Source organism: Sediminibacterium sp. FW305-C-49 (assembly GCF_058231085.1).
Window position 1 is genome coordinate 115,485 of record NZ_JBIQXS010000001.1, and the last position, 24,198, is coordinate 139,682.

General features: G+C 41.0%; 22 protein-coding genes. 7 read left to right on the forward strand and 15 right to left on the reverse strand.

Annotated features, from left to right (window positions below; translation table 11 throughout):
• Positions 1-106 precede the first annotated feature (106 nt).
• The 3 genes from folE to ACH3Z1_RS00465 all read right to left on the reverse strand — a co-directional run bounded on the left by folE (position 107) and on the right by ACH3Z1_RS00465 (position 2,051).
• Positions 107-826, reverse strand: a complete 720-nt coding sequence (folE, locus tag ACH3Z1_RS00455) for a GTP cyclohydrolase I FolE (RefSeq protein WP_490819865.1) — start codon at positions 824-826, stop codon at positions 107-109.
• Positions 789-1,199, reverse strand: a complete 411-nt coding sequence (locus tag ACH3Z1_RS00460; RefSeq protein ID WP_490819866.1) for a 6-pyruvoyl trahydropterin synthase family protein — start codon at positions 1,197-1,199, stop codon at positions 789-791. The genes folE and ACH3Z1_RS00460 overlap by 38 nt, the downstream gene beginning before the upstream one ends.
• A gap of 444 nt (positions 1,200-1,643) precedes the next feature.
• On the reverse strand, positions 1,644-2,051 hold the full coding sequence (locus ACH3Z1_RS00465) for a 6-pyruvoyl trahydropterin synthase family protein (protein ID WP_490819867.1): 408 nt from the start codon (positions 2,049-2,051) through the stop codon (positions 1,644-1,646).
• A 204-nt stretch (positions 2,052-2,255) separates the two neighbouring features.
• On the opposite strand from ACH3Z1_RS00465, the gene mqnB reads away from it, so the two are divergent.
• The 3 genes from mqnB (at position 2,256) to ACH3Z1_RS00480 (ending at position 5,047) form a co-directional block, all read left to right on the forward strand.
• Positions 2,256-2,924, forward strand: coding sequence for a futalosine hydrolase (gene mqnB / locus ACH3Z1_RS00470; RefSeq protein WP_490819868.1), 669 nt, complete (start codon positions 2,256-2,258; stop codon positions 2,922-2,924).
• Positions 2,925-3,064: 140 nt separating this feature from the next.
• On the forward strand, positions 3,065-3,883 hold the full coding sequence (locus ACH3Z1_RS00475) for a 1,4-dihydroxy-6-naphtoate synthase (RefSeq protein ID WP_490819869.1): 819 nt from the start codon (positions 3,065-3,067) through the stop codon (positions 3,881-3,883).
• A gap of 63 nt (positions 3,884-3,946) precedes the next feature.
• Positions 3,947-5,047 carry a DNA alkylation repair protein gene (locus tag ACH3Z1_RS00480; protein WP_490819871.1) on the forward strand — a complete coding sequence of 367 codons (1,101 nt, stop codon included), beginning with the start codon at positions 3,947-3,949 and terminating at the stop codon, positions 5,045-5,047.
• 63 nt (positions 5,048-5,110) lie between these two features.
• On the opposite strand, the gene abc-f is transcribed toward ACH3Z1_RS00480, so the two are convergent.
• Both abc-f and ACH3Z1_RS00490 read right to left on the reverse strand, forming a co-directional pair.
• On the reverse strand, positions 5,111-7,006 hold the full coding sequence (gene abc-f, locus ACH3Z1_RS00485) for a ribosomal protection-like ABC-F family protein (protein WP_490819872.1): 1,896 nt from the start codon (positions 7,004-7,006) through the stop codon (positions 5,111-5,113).
• A 77-nt stretch (positions 7,007-7,083) separates the two neighbouring features.
• Positions 7,084-7,812 (reverse strand): 3-keto-disaccharide hydrolase, encoded by a 729-nt coding sequence (locus ACH3Z1_RS00490; RefSeq protein WP_490819874.1) that lies wholly within the window; start codon positions 7,810-7,812, stop codon positions 7,084-7,086.
• Positions 7,813-7,979: 167 nt separating this feature from the next.
• Between ACH3Z1_RS00490 and ACH3Z1_RS00495 the strand changes: the two genes are divergently transcribed.
• From ACH3Z1_RS00495 to ACH3Z1_RS00505, 3 genes are all read left to right on the forward strand, one after another.
• Positions 7,980-9,203, forward strand: a complete 1,224-nt coding sequence (locus ACH3Z1_RS00495; RefSeq protein WP_490819875.1) for a 4-hydroxy-3-methylbut-2-enyl diphosphate reductase — start codon at positions 7,980-7,982, stop codon at positions 9,201-9,203.
• A gap of 12 nt (positions 9,204-9,215) precedes the next feature.
• Positions 9,216-9,542 (forward strand): DMT family transporter, encoded by a 327-nt coding sequence (locus ACH3Z1_RS00500; RefSeq protein ID WP_490819876.1) that lies wholly within the window; start codon positions 9,216-9,218, stop codon positions 9,540-9,542.
• A gap of 80 nt (positions 9,543-9,622) precedes the next feature.
• The gene (locus ACH3Z1_RS00505) at positions 9,623-10,261 is read left to right on the forward strand and encodes a Pr6Pr family membrane protein (protein WP_490819878.1); all 639 of its coding nucleotides are present in this window, start codon (positions 9,623-9,625) and stop codon (positions 10,259-10,261) included.
• A gap of 97 nt (positions 10,262-10,358) precedes the next feature.
• Here ACH3Z1_RS00505 and ACH3Z1_RS00510 read toward each other — a convergent pair whose 3' ends face one another.
• The 10 genes from ACH3Z1_RS00510 to ACH3Z1_RS00555 all read right to left on the reverse strand — a co-directional run bounded on the left by ACH3Z1_RS00510 (position 10,359) and on the right by ACH3Z1_RS00555 (position 22,119).
• Positions 10,359-11,498, reverse strand: a complete 1,140-nt coding sequence (locus ACH3Z1_RS00510; protein ID WP_490819879.1) for an efflux RND transporter periplasmic adaptor subunit — start codon at positions 11,496-11,498, stop codon at positions 10,359-10,361.
• 1 nt (position 11,499) lies between these two features.
• Positions 11,500-15,864, reverse strand: coding sequence for a CusA/CzcA family heavy metal efflux RND transporter (locus ACH3Z1_RS00515; RefSeq protein WP_490819880.1), 4,365 nt, complete (start codon positions 15,862-15,864; stop codon positions 11,500-11,502).
• 112 nt (positions 15,865-15,976) lie between these two features.
• Positions 15,977-16,360, reverse strand: a complete 384-nt coding sequence (locus tag ACH3Z1_RS00520; RefSeq protein ID WP_490819882.1) for a hypothetical protein — start codon at positions 16,358-16,360, stop codon at positions 15,977-15,979.
• Between the two features lie 48 nt (positions 16,361-16,408).
• A complete protein-coding gene (locus tag ACH3Z1_RS00525; protein WP_490819884.1) occupies positions 16,409-17,221 on the reverse strand; it encodes a hypothetical protein in 813 nt (270 codons plus the stop codon).
• Between the two features lie 43 nt (positions 17,222-17,264).
• Positions 17,265-17,774, reverse strand: coding sequence for a heavy-metal-associated domain-containing protein (locus ACH3Z1_RS00530; protein ID WP_490819886.1), 510 nt, complete (start codon positions 17,772-17,774; stop codon positions 17,265-17,267).
• 66 nt (positions 17,775-17,840) lie between these two features.
• Positions 17,841-18,305: a hypothetical protein gene (locus tag ACH3Z1_RS00535; RefSeq protein WP_490819887.1), complete on the reverse strand. Its 465-nt coding sequence runs from the start codon at positions 18,303-18,305 to the stop codon at positions 17,841-17,843.
• Positions 18,306-18,415: 110 nt separating this feature from the next.
• Positions 18,416-18,808: an HYC_CC_PP family protein gene (locus ACH3Z1_RS00540; protein ID WP_490819888.1), complete on the reverse strand. Its 393-nt coding sequence runs from the start codon at positions 18,806-18,808 to the stop codon at positions 18,416-18,418.
• Between the two features lie 56 nt (positions 18,809-18,864).
• Positions 18,865-20,898: a putative porin gene (locus ACH3Z1_RS00545; RefSeq protein WP_490819890.1), complete on the reverse strand. Its 2,034-nt coding sequence runs from the start codon at positions 20,896-20,898 to the stop codon at positions 18,865-18,867.
• Between the two features lie 65 nt (positions 20,899-20,963).
• Complete coding sequence (locus ACH3Z1_RS00550) at positions 20,964-21,785, reverse strand: purine-nucleoside phosphorylase (protein WP_490819891.1); 822 nt, start codon at positions 21,783-21,785, stop codon at positions 20,964-20,966.
• 130 nt (positions 21,786-21,915) lie between these two features.
• Complete coding sequence (locus tag ACH3Z1_RS00555) at positions 21,916-22,119, reverse strand: cold-shock protein (protein ID WP_133474974.1); 204 nt, start codon at positions 22,117-22,119, stop codon at positions 21,916-21,918.
• A 228-nt stretch (positions 22,120-22,347) separates the two neighbouring features.
• On the opposite strand from ACH3Z1_RS00555, the gene ACH3Z1_RS00560 reads away from it, so the two are divergent.
• A complete protein-coding gene (locus ACH3Z1_RS00560; RefSeq protein WP_490819892.1) occupies positions 22,348-24,171 on the forward strand; it encodes a M61 family metallopeptidase in 1,824 nt (607 codons plus the stop codon).
• Positions 24,172-24,198: the final 27 nt, after the last annotated feature.

Consider the following 24,198-nt stretch of genomic DNA (forward strand, 5'->3'; position numbering starts at 1 on the left):
TTCAAGCTAAAATTATTCATTTCTTACGATTCCTACATACCCTGTTTTGAGTATTTATCATAAAAAAAGCAGCCGAAGCTGCTTTCCAATAATCATTTATCCTGATTTAAAATTCTGTTTTTAATTCCAGGTATTTCAAAAATTCTTCTTTTACTTTCTCTTCCTTAAACTTACCACCATAAAATGCAGTAATCGTAGAAGAAGTATCATCTTCTACACCACGACTTGCCACACAAAGATGTTTGGCATCAATTACAATAGCCACATCTTCTGTACCAAGATCTTTCTGCAATTCTTTACCAATCTGCATGGTTAATCTTTCCTGCACCTGTGGACGTTTCGCAAAATATTCTACCAGCCTGTTCAATTTACTCAACCCAACCACTTTACCATTGCTGATATAAGCCACATGCGCCTTACCAATGATAGGTACAAAATGATGTTCGCAATTGCTGTAGAAAGAAATATTCTTTTCCACCAGCATCTCATTGTATTTGTATTTGTTTTCAAACAATGCCATCACAGGCTTATTCGCAGGATTCAGCCCCTGGAAAATTTCCTTGACATACATTTTTGCCACTCGGCGTGGTGTTCCTTTTAAACTGTCATCGGAAAGATCGAGACCCAGTGTTTCCATGATCGCCCTGAAATGTTGTTCAATCGCAACAATCTTCTCTTCGTCTGTTTTATCAAATGCATCCGCTTTCATCGGTGTTTCAACCGATGTGCTGATATGATCATCTCCCATATCATCAATATGCAGATCACTCAGTTCTATCTGTTCGCCGTTAAGCCGGATATTCAACAAAGTTTCGTTCTGTTTCATACAATCTTATTTTTAGATCCAGTCCCTTATCCAGTTTTACCCGCAACAACTTGTAAATGACTACCGCAATGTTTTCTGCGGTAGGATTGAGTGTTGCGAACTCAACTGTATCGAGGTTCAAATTTTTATGATCAAATCTTTTTAATACTTCTTCCTGAATAATATCACTCAGCAGTTTCATGTCAAACACATAACCCGTTTCAGGATCCGGCACACCACTCAATTGCACAACAAGTTCATAATTGTGGCCATGATAATGAGGGTTGTTACAAAGACCAAACACCTTCCTGTTCATCTCATCCGACCATGCCGGATTGTGCAAACGATGGGCCGCATTAAAATGTTCTTTCCTGAAAACTGCTACTTTCTCCATATTCAATTCTTATGCCGGATCATCATTGAACCGGCAACAGTTCACTATTCAACTTTCGTTGCGTCGCACACTTCAGCGACAAAACCCAGGTGTTCATGATCCTTGAATCAAGTGAGTCAGTTATCAATAGCCTGGCACTGTTTCAGAAGTGTGCTGATCAAGTGGCCTGGCCTTTCGTGAGCCTGTTTATTGATAACAACGCTTGAATGTCTGCTTTCGGATTATGGTAGATGGACCATCGTCCATGTTTATATATTCCTCAGGTATCCAAGACATCCTGATAACAAAGGTACATACGATACTAATAACAGGAAGGATGTTATTTTGTTTAATCAATCAGAGAAAATCTTAAACGAGGGAGTGGTTTATGGTCCATAGTCGATGGTCCATGGTCAATAGTTAAACCTTTATGGGCTATGGACTATAAACTATTGACTGCCTCCCTTACCCAAAGTACTCCACATAAATCCTGGGTGTCTCGTAAAGTTTAATACAGTGAAGTTCAACCTGTTGTGGTATATGGGGTTGCAATTGCTGCCAGATGGCAATGGCCAGGTTTTCGGTGCTGCAAAGCTGGTCTTTCATGAAATCCACATCCAGGTTCAGGTTTTTATGATCCAGTTTGTCGATTACATGCTCCTTGATCAGTTTACTCAGTTTTTTAACATCGTATAAAAAACCGGTATCGGGGTCGGGATTCCCTTTAATGGTAACATAAAGGTCATAATTATGCCCATGCCAGTTTTCATTGGCACAAACCCCGAAAACGGCTTCATTCTGCTCTTTACTCCAGCGGGGGTTATATAGTTTATGGGCGGCATTAAAATGTTCCTGCCTCGTTAAATACACCATGCAAACACAAAAATTTTCGCAAAGTTAAGAAAGTTAAGGGTTTTATGGGTGTATTTATCCGCTAAGGGAATATTCAAGCATCATATTCACCACTGAAAATGTCCGAAGAACTCCATTGGTGGAGAATGAAGAGGTTATACAGGGATATAAATAGCTATACAAAAGCTGTACTTTTAATGCTCATTACTTATTTAAAAAGCTCAGATGCGCGTTATCATCACCGCTGCCACTGTTGGAGAATGGATGCCCGGCTTTCTCAACATCAATACCCTCTATACAGGTGAAAGCCAGCGACTAAAAGTTCGGTTTCACCAGTCGGGTGTGGGCATGCTGGCCAGTGCCGTATCATTAACAAGACTGGTGAGCGAAGAAAAACCCGACCTGATCATTCAAATCGGCATTGCCGGCACATTCGATACTAAAATTCCCCTGACAAAAGTGGTACTGGTAAAAGAAGAAATACTAGGCGATATGGGTGTTGAAGAAGATGGTAAATGGAAGGACCTCTTCGATCTGAAACTGGAAAAAAGCAGTTACCACCCCTTTGAAAAAAGAAGACTTCCCAACCAATGGCTTACTGCTTATAACCTCCTCAAATTACCCGAGCTCAGTTCCATCAGTGTCAATGAAATAACTACCAACCCAAAACGAATAGAATTACTGTCCAAAAAATACAACCCCGATCTGGAAAGCATGGAAGGCGCCGCACTGCATTATGTTTGCCGTGAAGCCAATATTCCATTTATCCAGATGCGGGCCATCTCCAATTATATTGGTGAACGCAACAAAGCCAACTGGAAAATAAAAGAAGCACTTGAAGCTTTAAATGATACGTTGATCAAGTACCTGGATAAATTGTATAAGATGAAGTGAGGGGGTGAATCGTCAATGGTGAATGGTCAATGGTGAAAAAAGATTTCGGTATTCAATTACTCATTAAAAAATAAAACAACACATTTCCTCTATAGGAGTCCTTCAGACAAATTTTCAAATTCCCAAATTTCCAAATTAACATGACAATTTCTCTCGGTTTCTCCCCCTGTCCCAACGACACTTTTATTTTTGATGCATTGGTGAATCATAAGATTGATACACAGGGATTGTCATTTGAAGTGATACTGGAAGATGTTCAAACCCTTAACCAGTGGGCCATTGATGGCAAACTCGATATATCTAAAATCAGCTATGGAGTATTACCCCTGGCATTGAACCAGTATAAATTACTCAACAGCGGTGGCGCATTGGGAAATGGCGTAGGGCCTTTGCTGATTACAAAAGATGCCACAGTTGGTTTAAAAGATATTGATCAACTGTCTATCGCCATACCGGGAAAAAACACCACAGCGCATTTACTTTTTTCACTTGCTTATCCTAATGCCTTAAACAAAAGCTTCCATGTATTTCATGAAATAGAAGACCTGGTATTATCAGGTGCAGTTGATGCGGGTGTTATTATTCATGAAAACCGTTTTACCTATCAGCAAAAAGGTTTACGCAAACTCATTGATCTTGGTAGTTTCTGGGAAGAACAAACAGGCTTGCCCATACCATTGGGTGGCATAGTAGCACACAACCGTTTATTGGATTCGGTGGCCATACAGGTAGATGAACTCATTAGAAAAAGTGTAGAATATGCATTTGCGCATTACCCCCATCTTACATCCTATGTAAAAGAACATGCGCAGGAAATGAGCGAACAGGTAATGAAACAGCACATTGACCTTTATGTAAATGATTTCACCCTTGATCTTTCTGTTGAAGGAAAAGCGGCCGTACAGAAACTACTGGAAGTAGCAAAAGGCGATCCTGCCCAGGCTGTTTTTCTGCATTAACCATTGATTATATTCTCCAATACAAGACAAAAATTTCAGGAACTTGTCTAAAACCTGCTATACATGAGTACACTTTTGAAGGATTTATATTCACCTGCATTTTACAACCAGTTCGTTATCACTTTAAAAAAAACGATTCCATCCGTTGACAAAAAGAAATTCCTGGATCAGATTTTTACACCTGCATTTGAAAGCTATGAGTTAAAAGAAAGAATGGCGCATACTGCTCATGTATTGCATCGTTTCTTTCCTGGAGATTATAAAACTGCTGCGCCTCTATTGTGTGAACTGGTAGAACAGATCAAAGTACATGGCCCTGTAGCCAGCAGCATCGAATACCTTTTTATTCCCGAGTATATTTATTTGTATGGACTGGATGATTATAGTCGCTCTGTAACAGTGATGGAGAAAGTAACACAATTCATTAGCTGCGAATTTGCCATCCGCCATTTCATTCTCCGATATGAAGAAAAAATGATTCCACAAATGCTCAAATGGTCAACCCATAAAAGCCGCCATGTGCGCCGGCTGGCCAGCGAAGGCTCCAGACCTCGTTTACCATGGGCCATGGCATTACCCAAACTCAAAAAAAATCCTTCCGCTATTCTACCGATACTCGAAAACCTGAAACAAGACAGTTGTGAAGTGGTAAGACGAAGCGTGGCCAACAACCTGAACGATATTTCAAAAGACAATCCGATCATAGCATTACAAATAGCCAAACAGTGGAAAGGCCTGGGTGCTGAAACAGACGCCATCATTAAACACGCATTGAGAACCTTATTGAAAGCCGGCCATCCAACTGCCTTATCTTTTTATAAACTTACGGCCGATCATTTTAAACTGAGCCGGTTCAGCATCAATACCCCGAAAATCTCCATTGGAGAATACCTGCAGTTTGAGTGTATGGTTGAAAACAGCAGCAGCAGGGCTCAAACACTTCGACTGGAATATGCTGTACATTATCTTAAAAACAATGGTACACTAACTAAAAAAGTATTCAAGATCAGTGAGAGAATATTAGCGGCGGGTGAAAAAGTGCAGGTGATCAGAAGACAAAGTTTCAAACCCATCACCACCCGCGTTTTCTATAAGGGAATTCACCAATTGTCCATCATCATGAATGGAAAAGAAAGCAAAGCCAAATCGTTTGAATTGTCTTAACCGAAAATTCTTTCTTATTTCATAGCTCCGGATTTCAATCCGTAGCTATGAAATAAGGGTAGTTTATGAATTCATTTCACTGAGTTCCAGCCAGCGCATTTCTTTTGCTTCCAGTTCATGTGTAATGGCAATCATACGATCGCTGAGTCTGGAGATATCTTCAAAAGGCAGGTCGCCACGGCTCATCTGTTCAGTGATCTGTTCTTTTTCTTTTTCGAGCGCAGGTATTTCCTTTTCGAGTAATTCAAATTCCCTTTTCTCTTTAAAACTCATTTTCTTTTTTTCCTGCGTCTCACTGTTTTTTACGGCCAGATCCTGTTGCTTTTTTTCTGCAGCTATCTGTGCCGATTCAATGGTTAACTGCTCCTGTTCTTTTTGCCAGATGCGGTACTGGGTATAGTTGCCGGGAAAATCTCTTACTTCTCCGCCTCCTTCAAACACAAATAAATGATCCACCAGTCTGTCCATAAAATAACGGTCGTGCGAAACAATCATCACACAACCCTGGTAGTCGCTGAGAAAATTTTCCAATACCGCCAGTGTTGGCAGATCAAGGTCATTTGTTGGTTCATCCAATACCAGGAAATTGGGATTCCGAAAGAGAATGGTCAGTAATTGAAGCCGTTTCTTCTCACCTCCACTTAAGGATGACAGATAAGTATATTGTTTATCGGGTGGAAACAGGAACAGTTCCAGGAATTGTGCTGCACTTAAACTTCCGCCTTTGGCCAATGGAAAACTCTCTGCAAAACTTTTTACATATTCAATCACACGCAGGTCTTCTTTAATCTGTAACCCCTGTTGTGAGAAATTGCCAAAAATAACGGTATCGCCAATATTGATTTTACCGCTGTCGGCCGTTTCCAGTTGCTGTATAATATTGAGAAAGGTAGATTTTCCCACACCATTTTTTCCAATCACACCTATTCTTTCGCCTTTGGTAAACGTATAGTCAAACCCTTTGAGAATGGGCAGTTCGCCATAAGACTTATACACTTTTTTCATCTCCACCACTTTACCACCCAGTCTGCTCATCTTCATATCGAGCTGTAGTTTTGCCTCTTCAATTTTCTGTTTGGCCCTGGCTTCTACTTCATAAAAATTATCCTGTCTGCTTTTACTTTTGGTGGTGCGTGCTTTGGGTTGCTTGCGCATCCATTCCAGTTCTTTTCTGTACTGGTTTCGGGCTTTGTCGATACTGGCCTGTTCACTGTCGATACGGGCAGCTTTTTTCTCCATGTAGTTTTCGTAATTACCCTTATACACATACATATTCTCTCTTTCCAGTTCCCATATTTCATCACATACCGCATCTAAAAAATAACGGTCGTGGGTAACCAGCAGGAGTGTAATGTTTTCTGCATTGAGGTAATGCTCCAGCCATTCAATCATCTCTACATCGAGGTGGTTGGTGGGTTCATCCATCATCAGCAAAGTATGCTGGTGTTCAAATCCAATATCAATCAATGTTTTGGCCAATGCCACCCGTTTACGCTGTCCACCGCTCAAACTCTTTACAGGATTTTGCAGGTGGTGAATATTCAGCTTCCCCAGTATCTGTTTCACTTTTGCTTCAAAATCCCATGCACCCAATTCATCCATGCGGGTAATGGTTTCTGCAATCAGGTGACCGTCTTCCGATTCAGCGGCTGCTTCATAAGCACGGATGGCAGTGATGATGGGATGTTCCAGGTGAAAAATATTCTGCAGTACCGATTTGTCTTCATCAAATAAAGGCTCCTGTTCAAACAGCGCAACAGTGACTTCTTTATTGACCCAGCATTTACCTTCATCGGCTGTTTCCTGACCGGCCAGTATGCGTAATAAAGTAGATTTACCGACCCCATTCCTGGCAATCAGTGCAATTTTATCGCCCTCATTAATGTGAAAAGAAATATTACTAAACAGTGGATTGATACCATAACTCTTGGTCAGCCCTTCTACAGACACGTAATGCATGCGGCAAAGATAGGGGTGAGTGAGTAGTGAGCAGTCAGTAGTGAATAAAGAATCTGCATCAGCCTCACACTCACTTCTCACAGCCTCCTGATCCTTATTTCTCTGAACCAGGCTTCTCCACCATGATCCTGTAAGGCGATATGGCCCGATTGTGCGCTGCCATATGCAGCTACATCCTTCCATTTGCCATTGGCTTTATTTTTTTGCCAGCTATCATCCCATAAAGTGTATTCCACCACTTTTTTCCCGTTCAGCCAGTGTTCCACTTTACCATGATCAACAATGATGCGTGTATGGTTCCACTCGCCTGCGGGTTTGGTAGCATCTTCAACAGGCGTATTCATGGCGTAGTTGGCAGCGGTTTTCTGCCAGTCCTCGAGTTTTGCGGGGTAGCCTTTGTCATCAATTAACTGGTATTCGGGGCCACTATGGTAGCTAGCAGGAAAAGCTTCTGATACCAGGTATAAAATACCGCTGTTGGCACCGGCTGCAATTTTCCACTCAAGAGAGAGCTCGAAATGATCAAACTGTTCTTCAGTAATCAGGTCAGCATGTTGTGTATTGCCCTCTTTATTACCCTTGCAATACAGCATCCCATCTTTCACCGACCATGACCCCGTTGGTTTATTTTGATATGCCCGCCATCCGGTAAGGTTTTTACCATTGAATAAATTCTTCCAGTTTTTTTGTTGTGGATCACGGTGACGGGAAACAGCAGTAAAAATGGTTTTTTCTTTGGGTGCAGCACCTATTACTACACCTCCGCTTACGATAAGGCAAGCTTGCAGAAACATATGGTTCGACATGCGCAACAGTTAGTTTGGTTTGCGGAAGATAGGGAGAAATAGTCAATAGCAAATAGTCACTGGTGAATAGCAGATGATAAAGGGTGAATGAGGTATTTTTAACCAATTGCATTAGAAAACCATGGGCTATAAACCATCAGCCATTGGCTATCCCTTATCTTTGCAGCATGAAGCAGTTTAATGTGCCTGTTGGTTATAGGAGCCCGCTGATTAGCAGCATCAAACAGAAAAGAAAAGAGGAGGATAAACTCAAAAAAGATTTTTCTCCCACCCTACTTGACCTGGGGCCGCTTCAGATTTATCTTGCCCGTCATTTCGGGTTTTGTTATGGTGTGGAAAATGCCATTGAAATTGCTTTTCGCACCATTGAGGAAAATCCGGGTAAACGCATTTTTCTCCTGAGCGAAATGATACATAACCCCCAGGTGAATGCCGATCTGCTGACAAGGGGCGTACAGTTTTTACAGGATACCAAAGGAAAACAACTGATTGCTTTTGATACCTTGACAAAAGACGATGTGGTCATCATTCCTGCATTTGGCACCACCCTTGAAATTGAATCTATTCTCACTGAAAAAGGTATCCCAACAGAAAAATACAATACCACTTGTCCCTTTGTAGAAAAAGTATGGAACAGGAGTGAACAGATTGCTAAGAAAGGTTACAGTATTGTGGTTCATGGCAAACCCCAGCACGAAGAAACCAGGGCCACTTTTTCTCATGCTTCCTATCATACACCTACCGTTGTGGTAAATGATATGGCAGAAACTGTTGAACTGGCTAAATATATTACCGGCGAAAAAAAGCCGGAAGATTTTTATACCGAATTCAAAGGGCGTTTTTCAGCAGGTTTTGATATTGAAAAAGACCTGCAACGTATCGGTGTGGTGAACCAGACCACCCAACTGGCTACAGATACACAGGCCATATCTGATTACCTCAAATCGGTATTCATCAGGCATTATCAACTTGATTCCAATACCATTGCAGATCGTTTTGCAGATACCCGGGATACACTTTGTTATGCCACCAATGATAACCAGACGGCTGTTACCGGCATGCTGGCCAATACTGAAGCCGATCTTGCTATTGTGATAGGTGGTTATAACAGCAGTAATTCCTCACATCTTGTTGAATTGTGTGAAGAGAAACTACCCACTTATTTTATTGATGCCGCAGATAAACTCATCAGTAAAACGGAAATCCTGAACCGTAACTGGCGAACAAAAGAACAAACAAGTATACATGACTATCTGCCCGAACAAAACCAGGTTCGCATCCTCATGACCAGTGGTGCCAGTTGTCCGGATGCAGTAGTAGAATCCGTTATCAGGAAACTCGCTTCCTTTTATCAGGTGGAAGAACAATTAGCCGCACAGATCACCTCATAAATTTCATACAAAATGAACTGGATCATACTCATCATTGCTGGTTTGTTTGAAGTGGGTTTTGCCGCCTGTCTGGGTAAGGCAAGACTGGCAACAGGCAGCCATGTTATCTGGTGGTATACGGGTTTTGTGGTTTGTTTAACCATCAGCATGTTATTACTCATAAAAGCCACACAGGAATTGCCGATTGGCACTGCCTATGCTGTGTGGACGGGTATTGGTGCTGTAGGCACTGTTATCGTAGGTATTATTTTCTTTAAGGAACCGGCAGATTTCTGGCGCCTCTTCTTCATCACCACTTTGATTGCATCTATTGTAGGGTTAAAAGCAGTATCGCATTAATACCTGTTTCATCCTGAGTATGGAAAGAACCAGCCATTCGGATGAAAGTATATACAAAGACTAATTTGTATATTTAAGATATGCAAGAAAAAATAAAACCAACACTTTGGTGGGTGGCCCTGGCAGGGTGTCTCCTGGCCTGGGCAGGTATCGGCATTCAGTTATACAATACATTACAAACACGCCAGTCTTCTGTACCGGATGCCCTGATTAAATTCTTCAGCTACTTTACCATACTCACCAACTTGCTGGTTGCATTGCATTATAGTGCTATTGTGTTTGCATCTGATGCAGGCATGTCCAGGTTTTTCAGTAGGCATAGCAGCGCCACTGCTATAGCAGCCTATATTTTAGTAGTAGGTATTATCTACAATATCAGCTTACGCAGCATCTGGACTTTTACCGGTTGGGGACGCATTTCCAATGAATTATTACATACGGTTACACCTCTTTATTTTTTATTGTATTGGTTATTGATTAGGGCAAAAGAAAAACTTTCTTTCCGCGTGATTGCGTATTGGATGATATTTCCGTTGTCCTATCTCGTTTATTCATTACTCAGGGGAACTATTGTACATAGCTATCCCTATCCTTTTATGGATGTAAATAAGCTTGGGTATTCGAGTGTCATCGTAAACTGCCTGGTGGTGGCTGCTCTTTTCTTTATTCTTTTCGCCATTTTTATAGCGATTAATAACCGTTTAAAACGGTCATTGTAGTTACGCCAAACATAATGCGTGCAGTTTAATAAATTGAAATGATAAGTTTCGTTATTGATAAAAATACCCTGAACATTCCCAGGGTATTTTCATAACACTATTCTTCTTCCGTTTTATTCTTCAGTTTTCCCAATAAACTATACGCATTCTTTACTGCAAGTTTTTGTTCTTTCCAGTTCACTGTTCCATTGTCTTTCAATTCTATCCTGCCGTTTTGCACCATACCGGTTTCTATTTCGGTCATTTCAAAATTCAAACTGTCTTTGGCCAGAAAAACATATTGTTTACCCTCATAACGCACCACTGCAGACTCAGGAACAGAAAATACTTTCTTGCTGTCCAGTTCAAAATTTCCGTTCAAAAACATACCGGGTAATAATTCATGGTTGGCATTTTCAAAATGACAGTGTACCAACCCTCCCCTGTTTTCATCCACATTTCTTGTTACAAGTATAACATCAACCTCATATTTTTTTCCCGGTTTATCCGCCAGTGATACTTCTGCCCTCATGCCTTTCTTGATCAGCATGATATCTTTCTCAAATACTGTAAGTGCTGCATGAATATCATCGGGATCTACCAGTTCAAACAAAACATCAGCAGGGTTTACATATTTCCCGATGTTCACGTTCACTTTGGTGACAAATCCGTGTATGGGCGACCGCAGACTGATGGTTCTTGAAATATTGTTTACCGTTAATTTGTCCGGATCAATCCCTACAATGCGTAGTTTTTCTTCCAGCGATTTAATCAGCACCTGTTGTGTTTTATAATCGGCGATCGCTTGCTGGTATATTTTCTTACTGGTTGCATCCTGGCTGCTCAATTCTTTTTGCCTGTCTAGATCTGTTGAAAGAAAATCCATCCGGGCCTTTGCCATCAGGTAATCCTGCTGAAGCTGTACATAACTCTGGTCTTCCAGTGTAGCAATGACTTCACCTTTGTTTACCCCCATACCCGGTAGCAGGTGCGAGCTTTTCAGGTATCCGCCCAAGGGAAAGCTTACAGATACCATACTCTGGGGTGGTACATCTACTACTCCATTTACTTTTATCGATGCACTCATCATGCTTTCTGTGGCAGTACCCACTTCAATGGTTGCATTGTTGAATTGTTCAGCCGTTAAGCTCACATTTTTTTCTATGGTTGCCGATCCGGCTTCTTTGGCTGTCTCCTGTTTTTTTGTTCCACATGATAGAACGATTGCCAAAACCGGTATTAAAATATATGATCGCATACTATGATGGTTGATTGTTTTGCAATAAATAATCCAGTTCAATTTCATTAACCTGGTGTTCACGTTGCGCTTCCGCATATTGTACCTGTATGGCCAATGCCTGTGTTACCAGTGTTCCCCATTCTATATAATTGATCTGGCCATTTTTATATTGAAGTCCTGCTGTTTGAATAATGGTATTGGATTGGGGAATGGCACTGTTTTTAAAATAAGCCAGGTTTGCATTCAGCTTTTCCCTGTTTTGCAGACACTGTACCAGTCGGGTACGTAAATGAATGACTGCCATACCTGCTTCCGCCTTTATTACTTCTTCCTGGATACCGGCTGCTTCAATCTTTGCCTTTCTCGATTTATTAAAGAAGGGAACCGACATGCCCAGGGTTACAGACGAAAACCTGTTACCCGCATCAAAATAACGTTCCGATCTGTTTTTGTAGGTCATCCAACCCATAAGCGACTGGTTATTATAACCCACCAGCCATTCGGGTTTGAGCCTGCTTTTCTCCAGTTCTGTTTCCGATTTTGCCCTTGCCGCCTGAGCTTCGTACATCTTCAGTTCCGGATGGCGATTGAGCAAAGCGGTATCGTACAATTGCTGTTGTGCAGCCAGTGGATCCAATGGCTCAATTCGTATATCTTCCTGTATCAGTAAAGCCAGTTCCAACTGAACAGATTTTGTATCAGACTCATTCATCAACAACCATTGTTTGTTCTGCATTACCTGGTTATCAATCGTGGTTTTTTCCAACAGGTTGGATTCCCCTTTTTCAAAACGCAATTGCGCCATTTTCTGGTAGCTGCTGTAAATGCTGTCTGTTCTTTCAAAGATTTTTTTCCTTGCATAAAAAAACTGTAGTTGCAGGTATAACTGGGCAACCATTTTTTTCAACTGCGATTGCTGAATCACGGCATTGGCATTCGCTGTTGCGAGATAATTGTTTAACACCGATTCCTGTTTCCGGTACAAAGCACCTGATTGAAGTGTTTGCGTAACGGATATACGACTGTCGAAATTAAAACTGTTATAATTACCCAGTTCAGTCAGTATCTGTGTTTTCGGTATTTCACGTGCCGACCCTTTTAAAACTGCATAATATTTTTCCTGCAACTGGTTTACCCTTATGATCTGTGCCTGTTTTGCCGCCAGCTCTGTTAGCTCTTTAAGTCTCATCTGCCGAACAGGTGTTTGCGCAAACATTACCGATCCTGTTAGCATACAAATCATCAGCAATAATGGTTTCATAGCACTGGTTGTTTTTCTTTTTTCAAAAAGAAGGTATAATACAGGTAATACGAATAAGGTTAACAATGTGGCTGATAATAATCCTCCTATTACCACTGTTGCCAAAGGTCTTTGTACTTCCGCACCTGCCCCGTTACTCAATGCCATGGGTAAAAAACCAAAAGAAGCAACAGCTGCGGTCATTAGTACAGGTCTTAACCGGGTTTCAGTAGCTTCTAATATAATGGCTTTCAGATCCAATAAACCTTCTTCCCTTAGTCGGTTCATTTCTGTAATGAGTACAATACCATTTAATACCGCCACACCAAACAAAGCAATAAAACCAATACCCGCTGAAATACTAAACGGCATATCTCGCAGCCACAAAGCAAATACCCCTCCAATAGCTGATAATGGTATAGCTGAGAATATCAGTAAACAATATTTGAATTTTTTGAACGCAAAAAACAACATCACAAAAATGAGCAGCAATGCCGCAGGAACAGCAATCGTTAACCGTTTGGTTGCTTCCTGCAGGTTTTCAAATTGTCCGCCATAAGTAATAAAATATCCGGTTGGCAATTGTACCTGCTTACCAATTTTAGCCTGTAATTCTTCCACAATAGATTGCACATCTCTGCCGCGTACATTAAAACCAATGGTGATTCTTCTCTGCGCATCTTCTCTTTGTATCTGGTAGGGGCCATCCTGTATGCCTACCGTTGCCAGTAAATTCAGGGGCACTTGTTGTCCATTGGGTAAACCAATCAACAGGTTTTCGATATCATCTGCCTGGTTTCTTTGTTGTTTGTCAAGACGTATCACGAGGTCAAATCTTCTGTCATTCTCAAATACCTGCCCGGTAATACTTCCTGCATAAGCAGCCTGAACAGTTTGATTGATGGCTTCAATACTTGCACCATATCTTGCAATGGCTTCGCGGTTATAAGTAATCACCATTTGCGGGATACCTGTTACCGTTTCAACAAACAGATCTCTTGCACCATCAACTGTGCCGATGACAGTGCCCACTTTTGAAGCATATGCTGCAAGACTGTCGAGATCATCCCCAAATATTTTACAAACCACATCCTGTCTGGCTCCTGTCATGAGTTCATTAAACCTCATCTGAACAGGAAACTGAAAACCCGTTGTTACACCTGGTACCGCCTGTACTTTCTCTCCCATTTTTTCAGCGAGTTCATCAAAAGTTTTGGCGGAAGTCCATTCTTTTTTGTCTTTCAACACAACAATCATATCCGCCGATTCAATTGGCATCGGATCTGCTGGAATTTCTCCGGTACCCACTTTCGTAACAATTTTTTCTACCTCGGGAAATTCTTTGAGGATAATCTTAACTGCTTTCTGGCTTTCCTGTAATGTAGTAGTAAGCGATGAGCCTGTCAGCACACGTGTTTCAACGGCAAAATCGCCCTCTTCCAGTTTGGGAATAAATTCCCCACCCAGTGTATTCATGATCATGAGTGCTGCAGCAAACAGTATTACGGAACCGGAAATAATCCATACAGGTGCGGCTATAGCTTTTTTGAGAACAGGGGCATACCAGGATTGCAGTTGCTGCATCATCCGGTCTGAAATATTTTCCTTGTGTCCCATTTTCCTGCTGAGAAAAAAAGCACTCATCATTGGAACATAGGTGACAGATAAAAGAAAGGCCCCGAGAATGGCAAATGATACCGTTTGCGCCATCGGCTTGAACATCTTCCCTTCAATACCTTCCAGCGAAAGAATAGGCAGGTATACAATAAGAATAATAATTTGTCCGAATACCGCTGCATTCATCATTTTACCACTGGACTCTTCCACAGTTGCATTCATCTGTTCCCGACTCAGTTTTGTGCCAAGTGTTATGCCATTCTGTTTCGACATTTTATGCATGACTGCTTCCACAATGATTACAGCTCCATCAACCAGCAAACCAAAGTCGAGTGCACCCAGGCTCATCAGGTTACCACTTACACCAAATGCATTCATCATGATGATGGCAAACAGCATTGACAGCGGTATAACGGTGGCTACAATAAAACCTGCCCTGATATTTCCCAGGAATAATACCAGCACAAAAACAACGATCAGTGCGCCTTCCAGTAAATTGGTCTCTACCGTACCAATGGCATTGTTCACCATTTTTGTTCTGTCGAGAAAGGGATCAATCACAACACCTTCCGGTAAGGTTTTCTCAATTTGTTTGATCTTGTTTTTAATATTTCGGATTACTTTATTACTGTTTTCCCCTTTCAGCATCATCACAACGGCACCCGCTACTTCACCCTCATTGTTATAGGCCAATGCACCATAACGTGTGGCACTGCCCATTTTTACTTCAGCCAGATCACGCACCAGAATTGGAATTCCATTGACCTGTTTTACAACAATATTTCCGATATCCTCCATACTCTTTGCTAACCCGTCTGTACGGATAAACAAAACCGTTGGTCCTTTTTCGATATATGCACCTCCCGTGTTCTGGTTATTCTCCTGCAATGCTTTGAACACATCAGCAATAGTTACCCGCAGGCTTCTGAGTTTATCCGTTTTTACAGCTACTTCATATTGTTTGAGTTCGCCTCCGAAACTGCTCACATCGGCAATACCTTCTGTTGACAGCAACTGTTTTCTTACTACCCAATCCTGTATGGTTCTTAATTCCGCCATACTATACTTTCCTTCATACCCGGGTTTGGGTCTGATGACATACTGAAATATTTCTCCCAAACCTGTTGTTACCGGACCCAATTCAGGATTACCCATACCTGCCGGTATCTGCTGTCGTACCTGGGCCAGTCGTTCATTAATCTGTGTACGTGCCCAGTAGACATCGGTAGACTCGTCAAAAACAATGGTTACAAGGCTTAAGCCAAAGCGGGAAAAACTTCTTTGTTCAACGATACCCGGAACATTTCTTGTTACCTGTTCAATGGGTACAGTGATGAATCGTTCTACATCAGGTGCCCCGAGGTTAGGGGCGTTGGTTATGACCAACACCTGGTTATTGGTGATATCGGGAACAGCATCAATAGGAAGACGTGTGGTTTCAATAACACCCACTATGACGAGTGCCAGTACCATCAGTCCTACAATCAGTTTATTCCTGATTGAAAAATGAATAATTGCATTTAACATGCGCGCATGAATTTTCTCTAAGAATTATAATATATAGTCTTGCTGCCCACTATTTGATACTTAGTGACAGACACAGTCAACATACATCAACAAGTAATGTATGATCAGAAAATCATGCTAACCGCGGAGGTTGAAAAATATCTTCTACAGAAATGGAGAAAGGTGCCGCATCGTTCAACAAAGTAAATTCCTGCTGAACTTCATACGCTACCACTTCATTCATCTGTATTTTTTGTGGCGGGAGATTATTGAATGCTATCATGCAGCAATCATTCATGGTTTTGAATGGCAATTGCATGTCGCGGAGGTTGTCATCATCATTATCATCGTGCCCCATATAATGCATATGGAGAAATTTCACAAGTGTTACAGATGCATTACCGGCTTTATGCTCATAGTAGTGTTGTACCAATACGGGGAGTTTCAGCAATTGACTTGCCTCAGTTGCCCCAAAGAGGTACACAACCACCAATAATATGGCTACCAGTTTTCGCACCTGTTAAAGGTACAGAATTCTGGCAGCCATGATCATTGAATTTTTATACTATTTAAGGGCATTGAGGAATAACCATTCGAAACTCAACATCCAGCTTTTCTCCGCCATGCGATGCATATTACCTCCCAACTGGAAGCGATAGCCCATATTCAGCTTGGCCTGGCTGTTGAAAATCAGTTGTGCAGCCGGAGCAAGGTCAACAAAATACCTTTTCTTATCGTACGTACGCTGACCCAGTAATTCTACATACAGGTTAAGATTGGTTTGGTCATAACTTGTATATTTTTTGGGCAATACCAGGTAGCCTGCCGACAATGAATAATTGAATGCCTGATAAGGCACTGCTTTAGGCCCGGGGAGTGAACGCCCTTTTTGTAAAGATTCTGTAAGACTAAGGGTGGTAGATATTGCCAGCTTATGTAACAACTGTGTAGCAATAATACCAGCCTGTACACCACTCTGATCGCCTTCGAGACTCAGCTCATCATACATCGATACATTTCGGCTGTGAGATGCTTCTGCAAAAGCAGCCATTCGAAAATGACTATACATACCATCGATAGTAAGGAACCTGTATTTTGCATAGGTTCTTACGCTTTCAAAGCGTTGTGACCTGCTATACATATCCGACAATGTGGCCGCAGCATGTATCATTAGGTTTCTGTTCATACCAAACATTAACTCTGTTGTATGCCTGCTTTCTGTTCTGTCAGACATAGCACTGCCAAGCCATTTGGCTGTTTGTTTAACGCTGATTGATTTTGCCGGCATATTACTGGCCGGTTCAGAGAAAACATATAACTCCTGCGCGCTTACACACAATGTTGTAAGTAATGCAGTAACAAGAAAATTAATTTTCATAATACAGTTTAAATAATTAAATACAAACTAACCTGTAGCATTGCTACAGTACAGCATGATACACACGCTTACCGGCAGCAAACCCGGTTTCATAGGTTTTACCTGCCGTTAATTTGTATTTTTTAAACTGTTGTGCCGATACAAAACTTTTGTCAATCAATGTAAAAGTCTTTTCACCATTCAATGTTTGATCATTAGCATTGATGAACTGAAGTGTTTGGTTACCCAATTCTACTTTTGCATCTTTCTGCAATTTCAGTCCGTTAAAATTGGAAGTCACTTTTAACTGGTCTACTGAAAACCCTGCATCAATAACAGCCTTACTTAAAGCATCGAAATTGATGGCAGATCCTTCTTTAAAATATATTTCATAGGTTGATTGTTGTATATCTACCTGCACTTTTTCAACAAAGGGAACATCAGATATAGATTTAAATACTGCTTTTGAACACATGGCACAGGTAAGACCACTGGCTCTCAGATTTACTTTTTTAACCTGTGCATTTGCAATCAGGCCAACACTTAAAAACAGGAGTATGAGAATTTTTTTCATGATTATTTGTGTATTAGTAAGGCTTACCGCTGATTGATGTTCAACGGCAAGCCTATTAAGAATAATTTATTTAGTCTTGGCGCAGCAGTCTTTTGCATCTTTTGCACATTTATCGGTGCAACAGTCTTTTGAGGCAGTGCAATCTTTTGAACTACAGCAGTCTTTGTCGTGTTTTACAGATGCAGATGCTTTACGATCGTATTTACAGCATTCGTGCAGGTTATTATACGCATCATCTTTTGCAGTGAGGTCTTTGGTATCATATCCTGCATCGGCTACTTTTTGCTGTATTTTAGCTCCGTTTGTTTTGGCAGATGCATATTTTACTTTCAGCATTTTAGTGTCTTCATTCCAGATAGCAGAGCTGGCCCCGGCAGCTTTGGCCGCTTTTTCAATGGTAGACTTACACATGCCACAGTTGCCCCATACCTTAATCTCTTCAGATTTCAGCGCAGGTGCTTTTGTTTGGGCTACAGCAATGACTGTAAAAAAAGAAAATAAAATGCTTAATACTATTGATGGTGTTTTCATAACAATTTGTTTGATTGAATAAATGAATCTGTTTTATGCCAAAGGCATCACAATAAGAATAGGCTGTATCAACTATCAGTTAATACAGTTCAATAACCCGGGGGTGGGTATCAGATTCTGAAAACACAATTACGGAGATAGGTATCCTGTTCGGATAACAGGGGCGGACCATGAATATCTGCATACACTTTCGCAGATGCATAAAGGTCTACAGCATCAAAAATGCTGATGGTTTGAGGAAGGAATGTAACAGGCGTCTGGAAATCGTAAAAAGCATAGGTTGCTTTGTGGTTGTCTTCCAGCTTAATCATTTTAAACTCTGTTTTGCAACAGCCTTTACTGGACGTTTCCTTTAAAGACATTCCGCAAATACAGGTTTCAGTTGTGTTATGATTGAGGTCTACACTACTGATCTTCCCCATACAATAATGAATACTCATCACCAGTCCACTACTGATGACGAAATATACAATTGCAATGATGGAGGTAAGTACCCTTTTCATAACAGTACAAAATTAGCAAAGCTGCTCTATAATCCGGCAAAAAATCTGTTAAGGCTTTAATTGATGAAATTCCACCATATACCTACCCTTGTCCAGAGGCCGGTGTTTGGATACAGTGCCGATACCATATTGGGTTTACTGAACTCAAAACCTTTACTGGTATTCAGCGAATTGAGGTTCTCTATGCGTATAAATCCTTTAAAGCTCTTGATCCTGAAATGAAGAAACAGGTTGATATCGGGACGGTTCCGAAGGGTTTCCCTGTTCTGGTAGAAATATTTTCCCAGGAACGGAGAATAACCATCAGCTTTATACGCCGTATGATACCTGAGCTCCAGACCGGTTGATAAAAAAAGGTTGGCAAAGAAATTACCTTCAAAAGCGATCCGGTTACGGGTTAATATCAGCGGGAGATTAACAGGAGGCTGGCCGGTGGTTTGCTGTACATCTACTTCTGTGTACCAGTTCCAGTAACGCGACAACCTGAATTTCTTTTCAGCCCTAACATGTATTACATTAAACAAGGTGGCTTCCTGTTTTGCGTGAAAGAAACTATCGAAATACATATAGTTACTGATGGCATAATATGAACCTGAAACAACCAATCCATTACGCGGATTCTCATATCTGGCAAACAGACGGATACTGTTTTCTTTATTAAAATTTGTTCTGTTATCAATCGGAAAACGGCTCAATGGATCAAAAATGAAAGAGGGCGACTTGTTTACATTGTGAAACCCAACATTTAAATAGCCGGCTTTTTTTCCCAGTAAACGTTTCATGCTGATAAAAGCTTCATAGTCTCCTGCATTCAATCCATTTAAATAGAGTTCACCCCTTGCTTCAATATCCCAAACCTGGTTACGCGTACGGTTTCTGTATTCACCCAGGGCATAAATATTGTAGAAGTTTTTTCTGATCACACTATCAAACCTGCCTGCAAGGTTTTGTATAGCAATGCCGGCCTTGATAAACTGGCTCTGGTTATTCTTGTCGGGAAAAGTGAGGATACTGAACTGATTGGTAATATCTGCCCAACGATCCTGGTAGCCTATATTGATGGAATCAGGTATAATACGGCTAAAATATCGGCGGTATTGAGCTGAGTCTGTTACTTCATCATAAAACCGGAAATCATTTGCTGTAAAACGTAATGTATGTTCTACCCTGAAACGGGGATAGAATATCTTATACACAGTTGAATCTGTAATAATGGAATCTTTTTTCCCGAAATCGTAGAATTGTCTTAACAACACTACCGTTTCCTTGTACACATTACCCGTGGTAACATTTGTATTAAAAGGGTTACGGCGGGCTGTTCCGGGCCTGCCCAATCTTGTTTCGAGCTCATATGGGTCATTCAGCCGGAGACTGTCTAACATCTTAACATCCTGCAAACCTCCGTTTTCAGATGATGCTCCTTTGTTTGATAAATAAATCAGGTTCATGCCATACTTGCGATTGGGGGAACGATAATGTGTGGTAAACCTGAAATTATTATGGCTTGCGTTCTGATTTTTGACGGCTCCAGGCGCATTACTAAAACGATATTCAATTGCAAAATTGAAATTATCTTTTCTGTTTTGTGTGTGTAAAAAACTAATCAGTTGCTCTGCTTTACTCCCCAGCAGGTAAGACAGTTCTGTGTAAGGTCTCGTCGTCTGATACAAACGTGTATTTGCAGTTGTGTACTTATAGATATCATAGGCATGAAAGCCCGGATCAAAACCCGCTTTCATGAATGGTTCAAAAATCAATGATTGTGCCGCAGTTCCATAATTACCAAGACTATGAAAACGGTAAGGCAAAGGGAACCGTGTATAAAAATCATTGATAGATGAATCGATGGTTCGCGGACGTGTTGAATCGAAATAGCGATAAAAGATCGTAATTGAATCGGCCAGACTATTCCTTGTTTTCAAAGAATCATTACCCGTATTTCTCCTGATAGGTCTACCCTGTGCATCGGTTGTAATATTTGATCGCTGACCACTACTGCTACGTGTACGAAAATTACCGGTCTGTGCATGCAGACATAGTCCGATGGAAATCAACACAACCGTTAAGACCTGGTACTTTATTACACGCATGTTATTGAATGTACTGCAAAATAAGATGAATGCTTATTTGCAGGAAGTTAAAACTGGCTAACCCTTTATAGTGTTTTGACAAGTTCTGTAAATAAAAGTGTCAGTTTAGGTTCCGCATCATGTGCGGCCTGCAGCACTTCTGCATGGGTAATGACATTTTCTTCTTCACGGATACCCAGATCAGTAATAACACTCATCGCAAAAACTTTCATACCACAATGAACAGCACTGATGGTTTCCTGCACGGTACTCATACCCACTGCATCACCACCCAAAGCTTTAATCAGTTTATATTCTGCCCTTGTTTCAAAAGTAGGCCCTGTTACACCTGTATAAACACCCTGGTGAAGAGGTATCTGGTGTTTGCTGGCAATAGCCTGCACTGTATTGATCAGGTTTTTGTCATAGGGCTCACTCATATCGGGGAAACGGGTGCCAATGGCTTCTTCATTTTTACCCAGTAAAGGATTGACGATAAAGAAACTGATATGATCGTTGATGATCATCAGATCACCCACTTTAAAAGCAGCATTTACTCCTCCCGCAGCATTAGACAATAAGAGGGTTTCTACTCCCAGCATACGCATTACCCTCACCGGGTAAGCCACCTGTTGTGCCGTATACCCTTCATAAAAATGAAAACGACCACCCATGACCCATACTTTTTTCCCTCCCAGCTCTCCATAAATCAGTTTGCCCTTATGACCCTCAACGGTACTTACCGGAAAATGAGGTATATCATTATAGGCTATTTCAAACTCCGTTATAATTTCATTGGCCAGGTTCCCAAGACCACTACCCAGGATAATACCAATACTGGCTTCACCGCTCACTTTGGCTTTGATAAAGCTGGTAGTTTCTTGTAGTTGTTGCATAACTGTCGACATCAATTTCAGGTTTAGGTTGCAAATATAGCCCATACAACAGCCTGACAGACAAATCTGAGCAAGAACAGAACATAAAAAAACCATCCGGCCTGAGGCGGGATGGTTCGGAAAAGTTAAGAGGTATGACTGATTAGTTGATACGCTTAACGTTAACGGCGTTAGGGCCTTTACGACCTTCCTGCACGTCGAAAACCACTTTATCGTTTGCTTCAATCTGATCAATCAGACCGTTAGCGTGTACGAATGTTTCCTGGCTAGAGTTTTCATGCTTAATAAAACCAAAACCTTTTTCCTCATTGAAGAACTTTACAGTTCCCTGAATTTGTGTGTTCATTTGTAAAATTGTAATTATAAATAAGGCTGCAAAGATACGTGTAAATAAGTCGCCAGCCAATTTATTCAGGTAATAACAGGCTTCCCCCCCTCTTTCTAATCATATTTTAAGATACTAAACGGTTAACAATCAGGATAAAAGGCCTGTGAACCGCTCATCCTTCTCTTTTCAGAATGATCTGTTAAATCCTGACAGTCGTTATCTTAGCATACACACAAATAAATCATCATGTTACAAAGAGCTGGTTATGTTCTGGGCTTATTATTGATTTGCGCATTCACCTATGCACAAAAAATTTCCTACAAAGTTTCTTTCCCGAATGCTGTTCATCATGAAGCAGTCATCAGTGTTACCGCAAGTGGTATACAAAATAAACCCGCCATTTTCAGAATGAGCAGGTCCTCGCCGGGCAGGTATGCCACACATGAGTTTGGTAAAAATGTATATGATGTAAAAGCGACCGATAAAAATGGTAAATCCATTACCATCAATCGCATCGATGGAGATGTATATGAAGTTCCTGCTCACAGTGGTACTGTAACAGTTACTTACACCCTCTTTGCCAATCATGCGGATGGCACTTATGCCGGAATAGATCCTGAGAGCATTCATTTGAATATGCCCGCCGTATTTATGTGGATCAAAGGATATGATAAAGCACCAATAGATATCAGCTTCGAGCTGCCAAAAGAAAATAAGGGCATTGTTGCTACACAATTATTCCCAACTAGTGAACCTCACAGATTTACTGCACCAGGTTTGCAATATTTCATGGACAGCCCTACCAAAATTGGCGACCTCATCATCCGCGAGTGGCAGGTAAATAATTCAAATGGAAAAAAATATACGATCCGGATTGCACTGGAAGCTGATGCTACTGCACAGCAGGTGGATGATCTGGTAGACAGAACCAAAAAGATTGTAGCAGAATCGAAAGCAGTTTTTGGAGAATTTCCTGATTATGAAACTGGTGCGTATACATTTATCATGAGTGCGAACCCTTATATACAGGGTGACGGTATGGAACACAGAAACTCTACTATGATTTCTTCTCCTGTTGCTGTATTTAATCCGGCAGGTTTGCAGGGTGTAACCTCACATGAATTCTTTCATAACTGGAATGTAGAAAGAATCAGACCCAAAACTTTGGAACCCTTCAACTTCGAGAAAAGCAATATGAGCCATGAACTCTGGTTTGCTGAAGGATTTACCCAGTATTATGGTAACCTGCTACTGGCAAGAGCCGGCCTTATTACACCCCAAACTTTTATCAGTATTGCCGGTAGCCTGGTAAATACAAAATCAAACAGCCCAGGTGCTGTATATTATTCTCCTGTAGATGCCAGCAATCATGCCGTTTATGTTGACGCTTCTGTTTCCATTGACAAAAACAATTATGGAAATATGTTTACGTCTTACTATACATATGGCGCTGCCATGGCACTGGCACTGGATCTTGAATTACTGACAAAGACCAATAAATCGCTGGACGATTTCATGAAAGCCATGTGGCTTACACATGGAAAAGCCGAAATACCTTATACGATTCCTTCCATGCAAAAAACACTGGCTGGCATCACAGATGCAAACTTTGCCGAGCAGTTTTTCAAAAAACATATTACCGGACATGAAGCAGTTGATTACAAGTCTCTTTTCGCCAAAGCAGGATATGAAGTGAAGAAAGCCAATGAAGGAAAAGTAAATATTGGATTGAACACCCGTGCCAACGATCAGGGTAAATTAATGGTGATTTCTTCTACCACCAGAGGATCTTCAGCCTATGAAGCCGGGCTTGATATCAATGATGAGATTGTACAGTTGGACCAGACACAGGTTAAAACACCAACAGATATCAGCAATTTTCTTTCACAGAAGAAACCAGGTGAAACTGTGGTTGTTACATATAAACACCGTGGAAAAGAAAAGAAAACCACGATGACTTTAAAAGAAAACAGCAGTTTCACCATCATAGATATAGAAAACAATGGTCAGACTATCAGCGATTCGATGAAAAAAATCAGGAACAGTTGGTTTACATCAAAAGCTGAATAGTGTATTTTATTTGTTAAGACTATAATA

Excerpts from the sequence above, each read along its gene's own strand:
- ACH3Z1_RS00460 (WP_490819866.1), bottom strand. The coding sequence starts at position 1,199 with ATGGAGAAAGTAGCAGTTTTCAGGAAAGAACATTTTAATGCGGCCCAT.
- ACH3Z1_RS00525 (WP_490819884.1), bottom strand. The coding sequence starts at position 17,221 with ATGAAAATTAATTTTCTTGTTACTGCATTACTTACAACATTGTGTGTA.
- ACH3Z1_RS00475 (WP_490819869.1), top strand. The coding sequence starts at position 3,065 with ATGACAATTTCTCTCGGTTTCTCCCCCTGTCCCAACGACACTTTTATT.
- ACH3Z1_RS00510 (WP_490819879.1), bottom strand. The coding sequence starts at position 11,498 with ATGCGATCATATATTTTAATACCGGTTTTGGCAATCGTTCTATCATGT.
- ACH3Z1_RS00540 (WP_490819888.1), bottom strand. The coding sequence starts at position 18,808 with ATGAAAAGGGTACTTACCTCCATCATTGCAATTGTATATTTCGTCATC.
- ACH3Z1_RS00490 (WP_490819874.1), bottom strand. The coding sequence starts at position 7,812 with ATGTCGAACCATATGTTTCTGCAAGCTTGCCTTATCGTAAGCGGAGGT.
- folE (WP_490819865.1), bottom strand. The coding sequence starts at position 826 with ATGAAACAGAACGAAACTTTGTTGAATATCCGGCTTAACGGCGAACAG.
- ACH3Z1_RS00505 (WP_490819878.1), top strand. The coding sequence starts at position 9,623 with ATGCAAGAAAAAATAAAACCAACACTTTGGTGGGTGGCCCTGGCAGGG.
- ACH3Z1_RS00500 (WP_490819876.1), top strand. The coding sequence starts at position 9,216 with ATGAACTGGATCATACTCATCATTGCTGGTTTGTTTGAAGTGGGTTTT.
- ACH3Z1_RS00480 (WP_490819871.1), top strand. The coding sequence starts at position 3,947 with ATGAGTACACTTTTGAAGGATTTATATTCACCTGCATTTTACAACCAG.
- abc-f (WP_490819872.1), bottom strand. The coding sequence starts at position 7,006 with ATGCATTACGTGTCTGTAGAAGGGCTGACCAAGAGTTATGGTATCAAT.
- ACH3Z1_RS00495 (WP_490819875.1), top strand. The coding sequence starts at position 7,980 with ATGAAGCAGTTTAATGTGCCTGTTGGTTATAGGAGCCCGCTGATTAGC.
- ACH3Z1_RS00530 (WP_490819886.1), bottom strand. The coding sequence starts at position 17,774 with ATGAAAAAAATTCTCATACTCCTGTTTTTAAGTGTTGGCCTGATTGCA.
- ACH3Z1_RS00465 (WP_490819867.1), bottom strand. The coding sequence starts at position 2,051 with ATGGTGTATTTAACGAGGCAGGAACATTTTAATGCCGCCCATAAACTA.
- mqnB (WP_490819868.1), top strand. The coding sequence starts at position 2,256 with ATGCGCGTTATCATCACCGCTGCCACTGTTGGAGAATGGATGCCCGGC.
- ACH3Z1_RS00550 (WP_490819891.1), bottom strand. The coding sequence starts at position 21,785 with ATGTCGACAGTTATGCAACAACTACAAGAAACTACCAGCTTTATCAAA.
- ACH3Z1_RS00515 (WP_490819880.1), bottom strand. The coding sequence starts at position 15,864 with ATGTTAAATGCAATTATTCATTTTTCAATCAGGAATAAACTGATTGTA.
- ACH3Z1_RS00560 (WP_490819892.1), top strand. The coding sequence starts at position 22,348 with ATGTTACAAAGAGCTGGTTATGTTCTGGGCTTATTATTGATTTGCGCA.
- ACH3Z1_RS00535 (WP_490819887.1), bottom strand. The coding sequence starts at position 18,305 with ATGAAAACACCATCAATAGTATTAAGCATTTTATTTTCTTTTTTTACA.
- ACH3Z1_RS00545 (WP_490819890.1), bottom strand. The coding sequence starts at position 20,898 with ATGCGTGTAATAAAGTACCAGGTCTTAACGGTTGTGTTGATTTCCATC.
- ACH3Z1_RS00555 (WP_133474974.1), bottom strand. The coding sequence starts at position 22,119 with ATGAACACACAAATTCAGGGAACTGTAAAGTTCTTCAATGAGGAAAAA.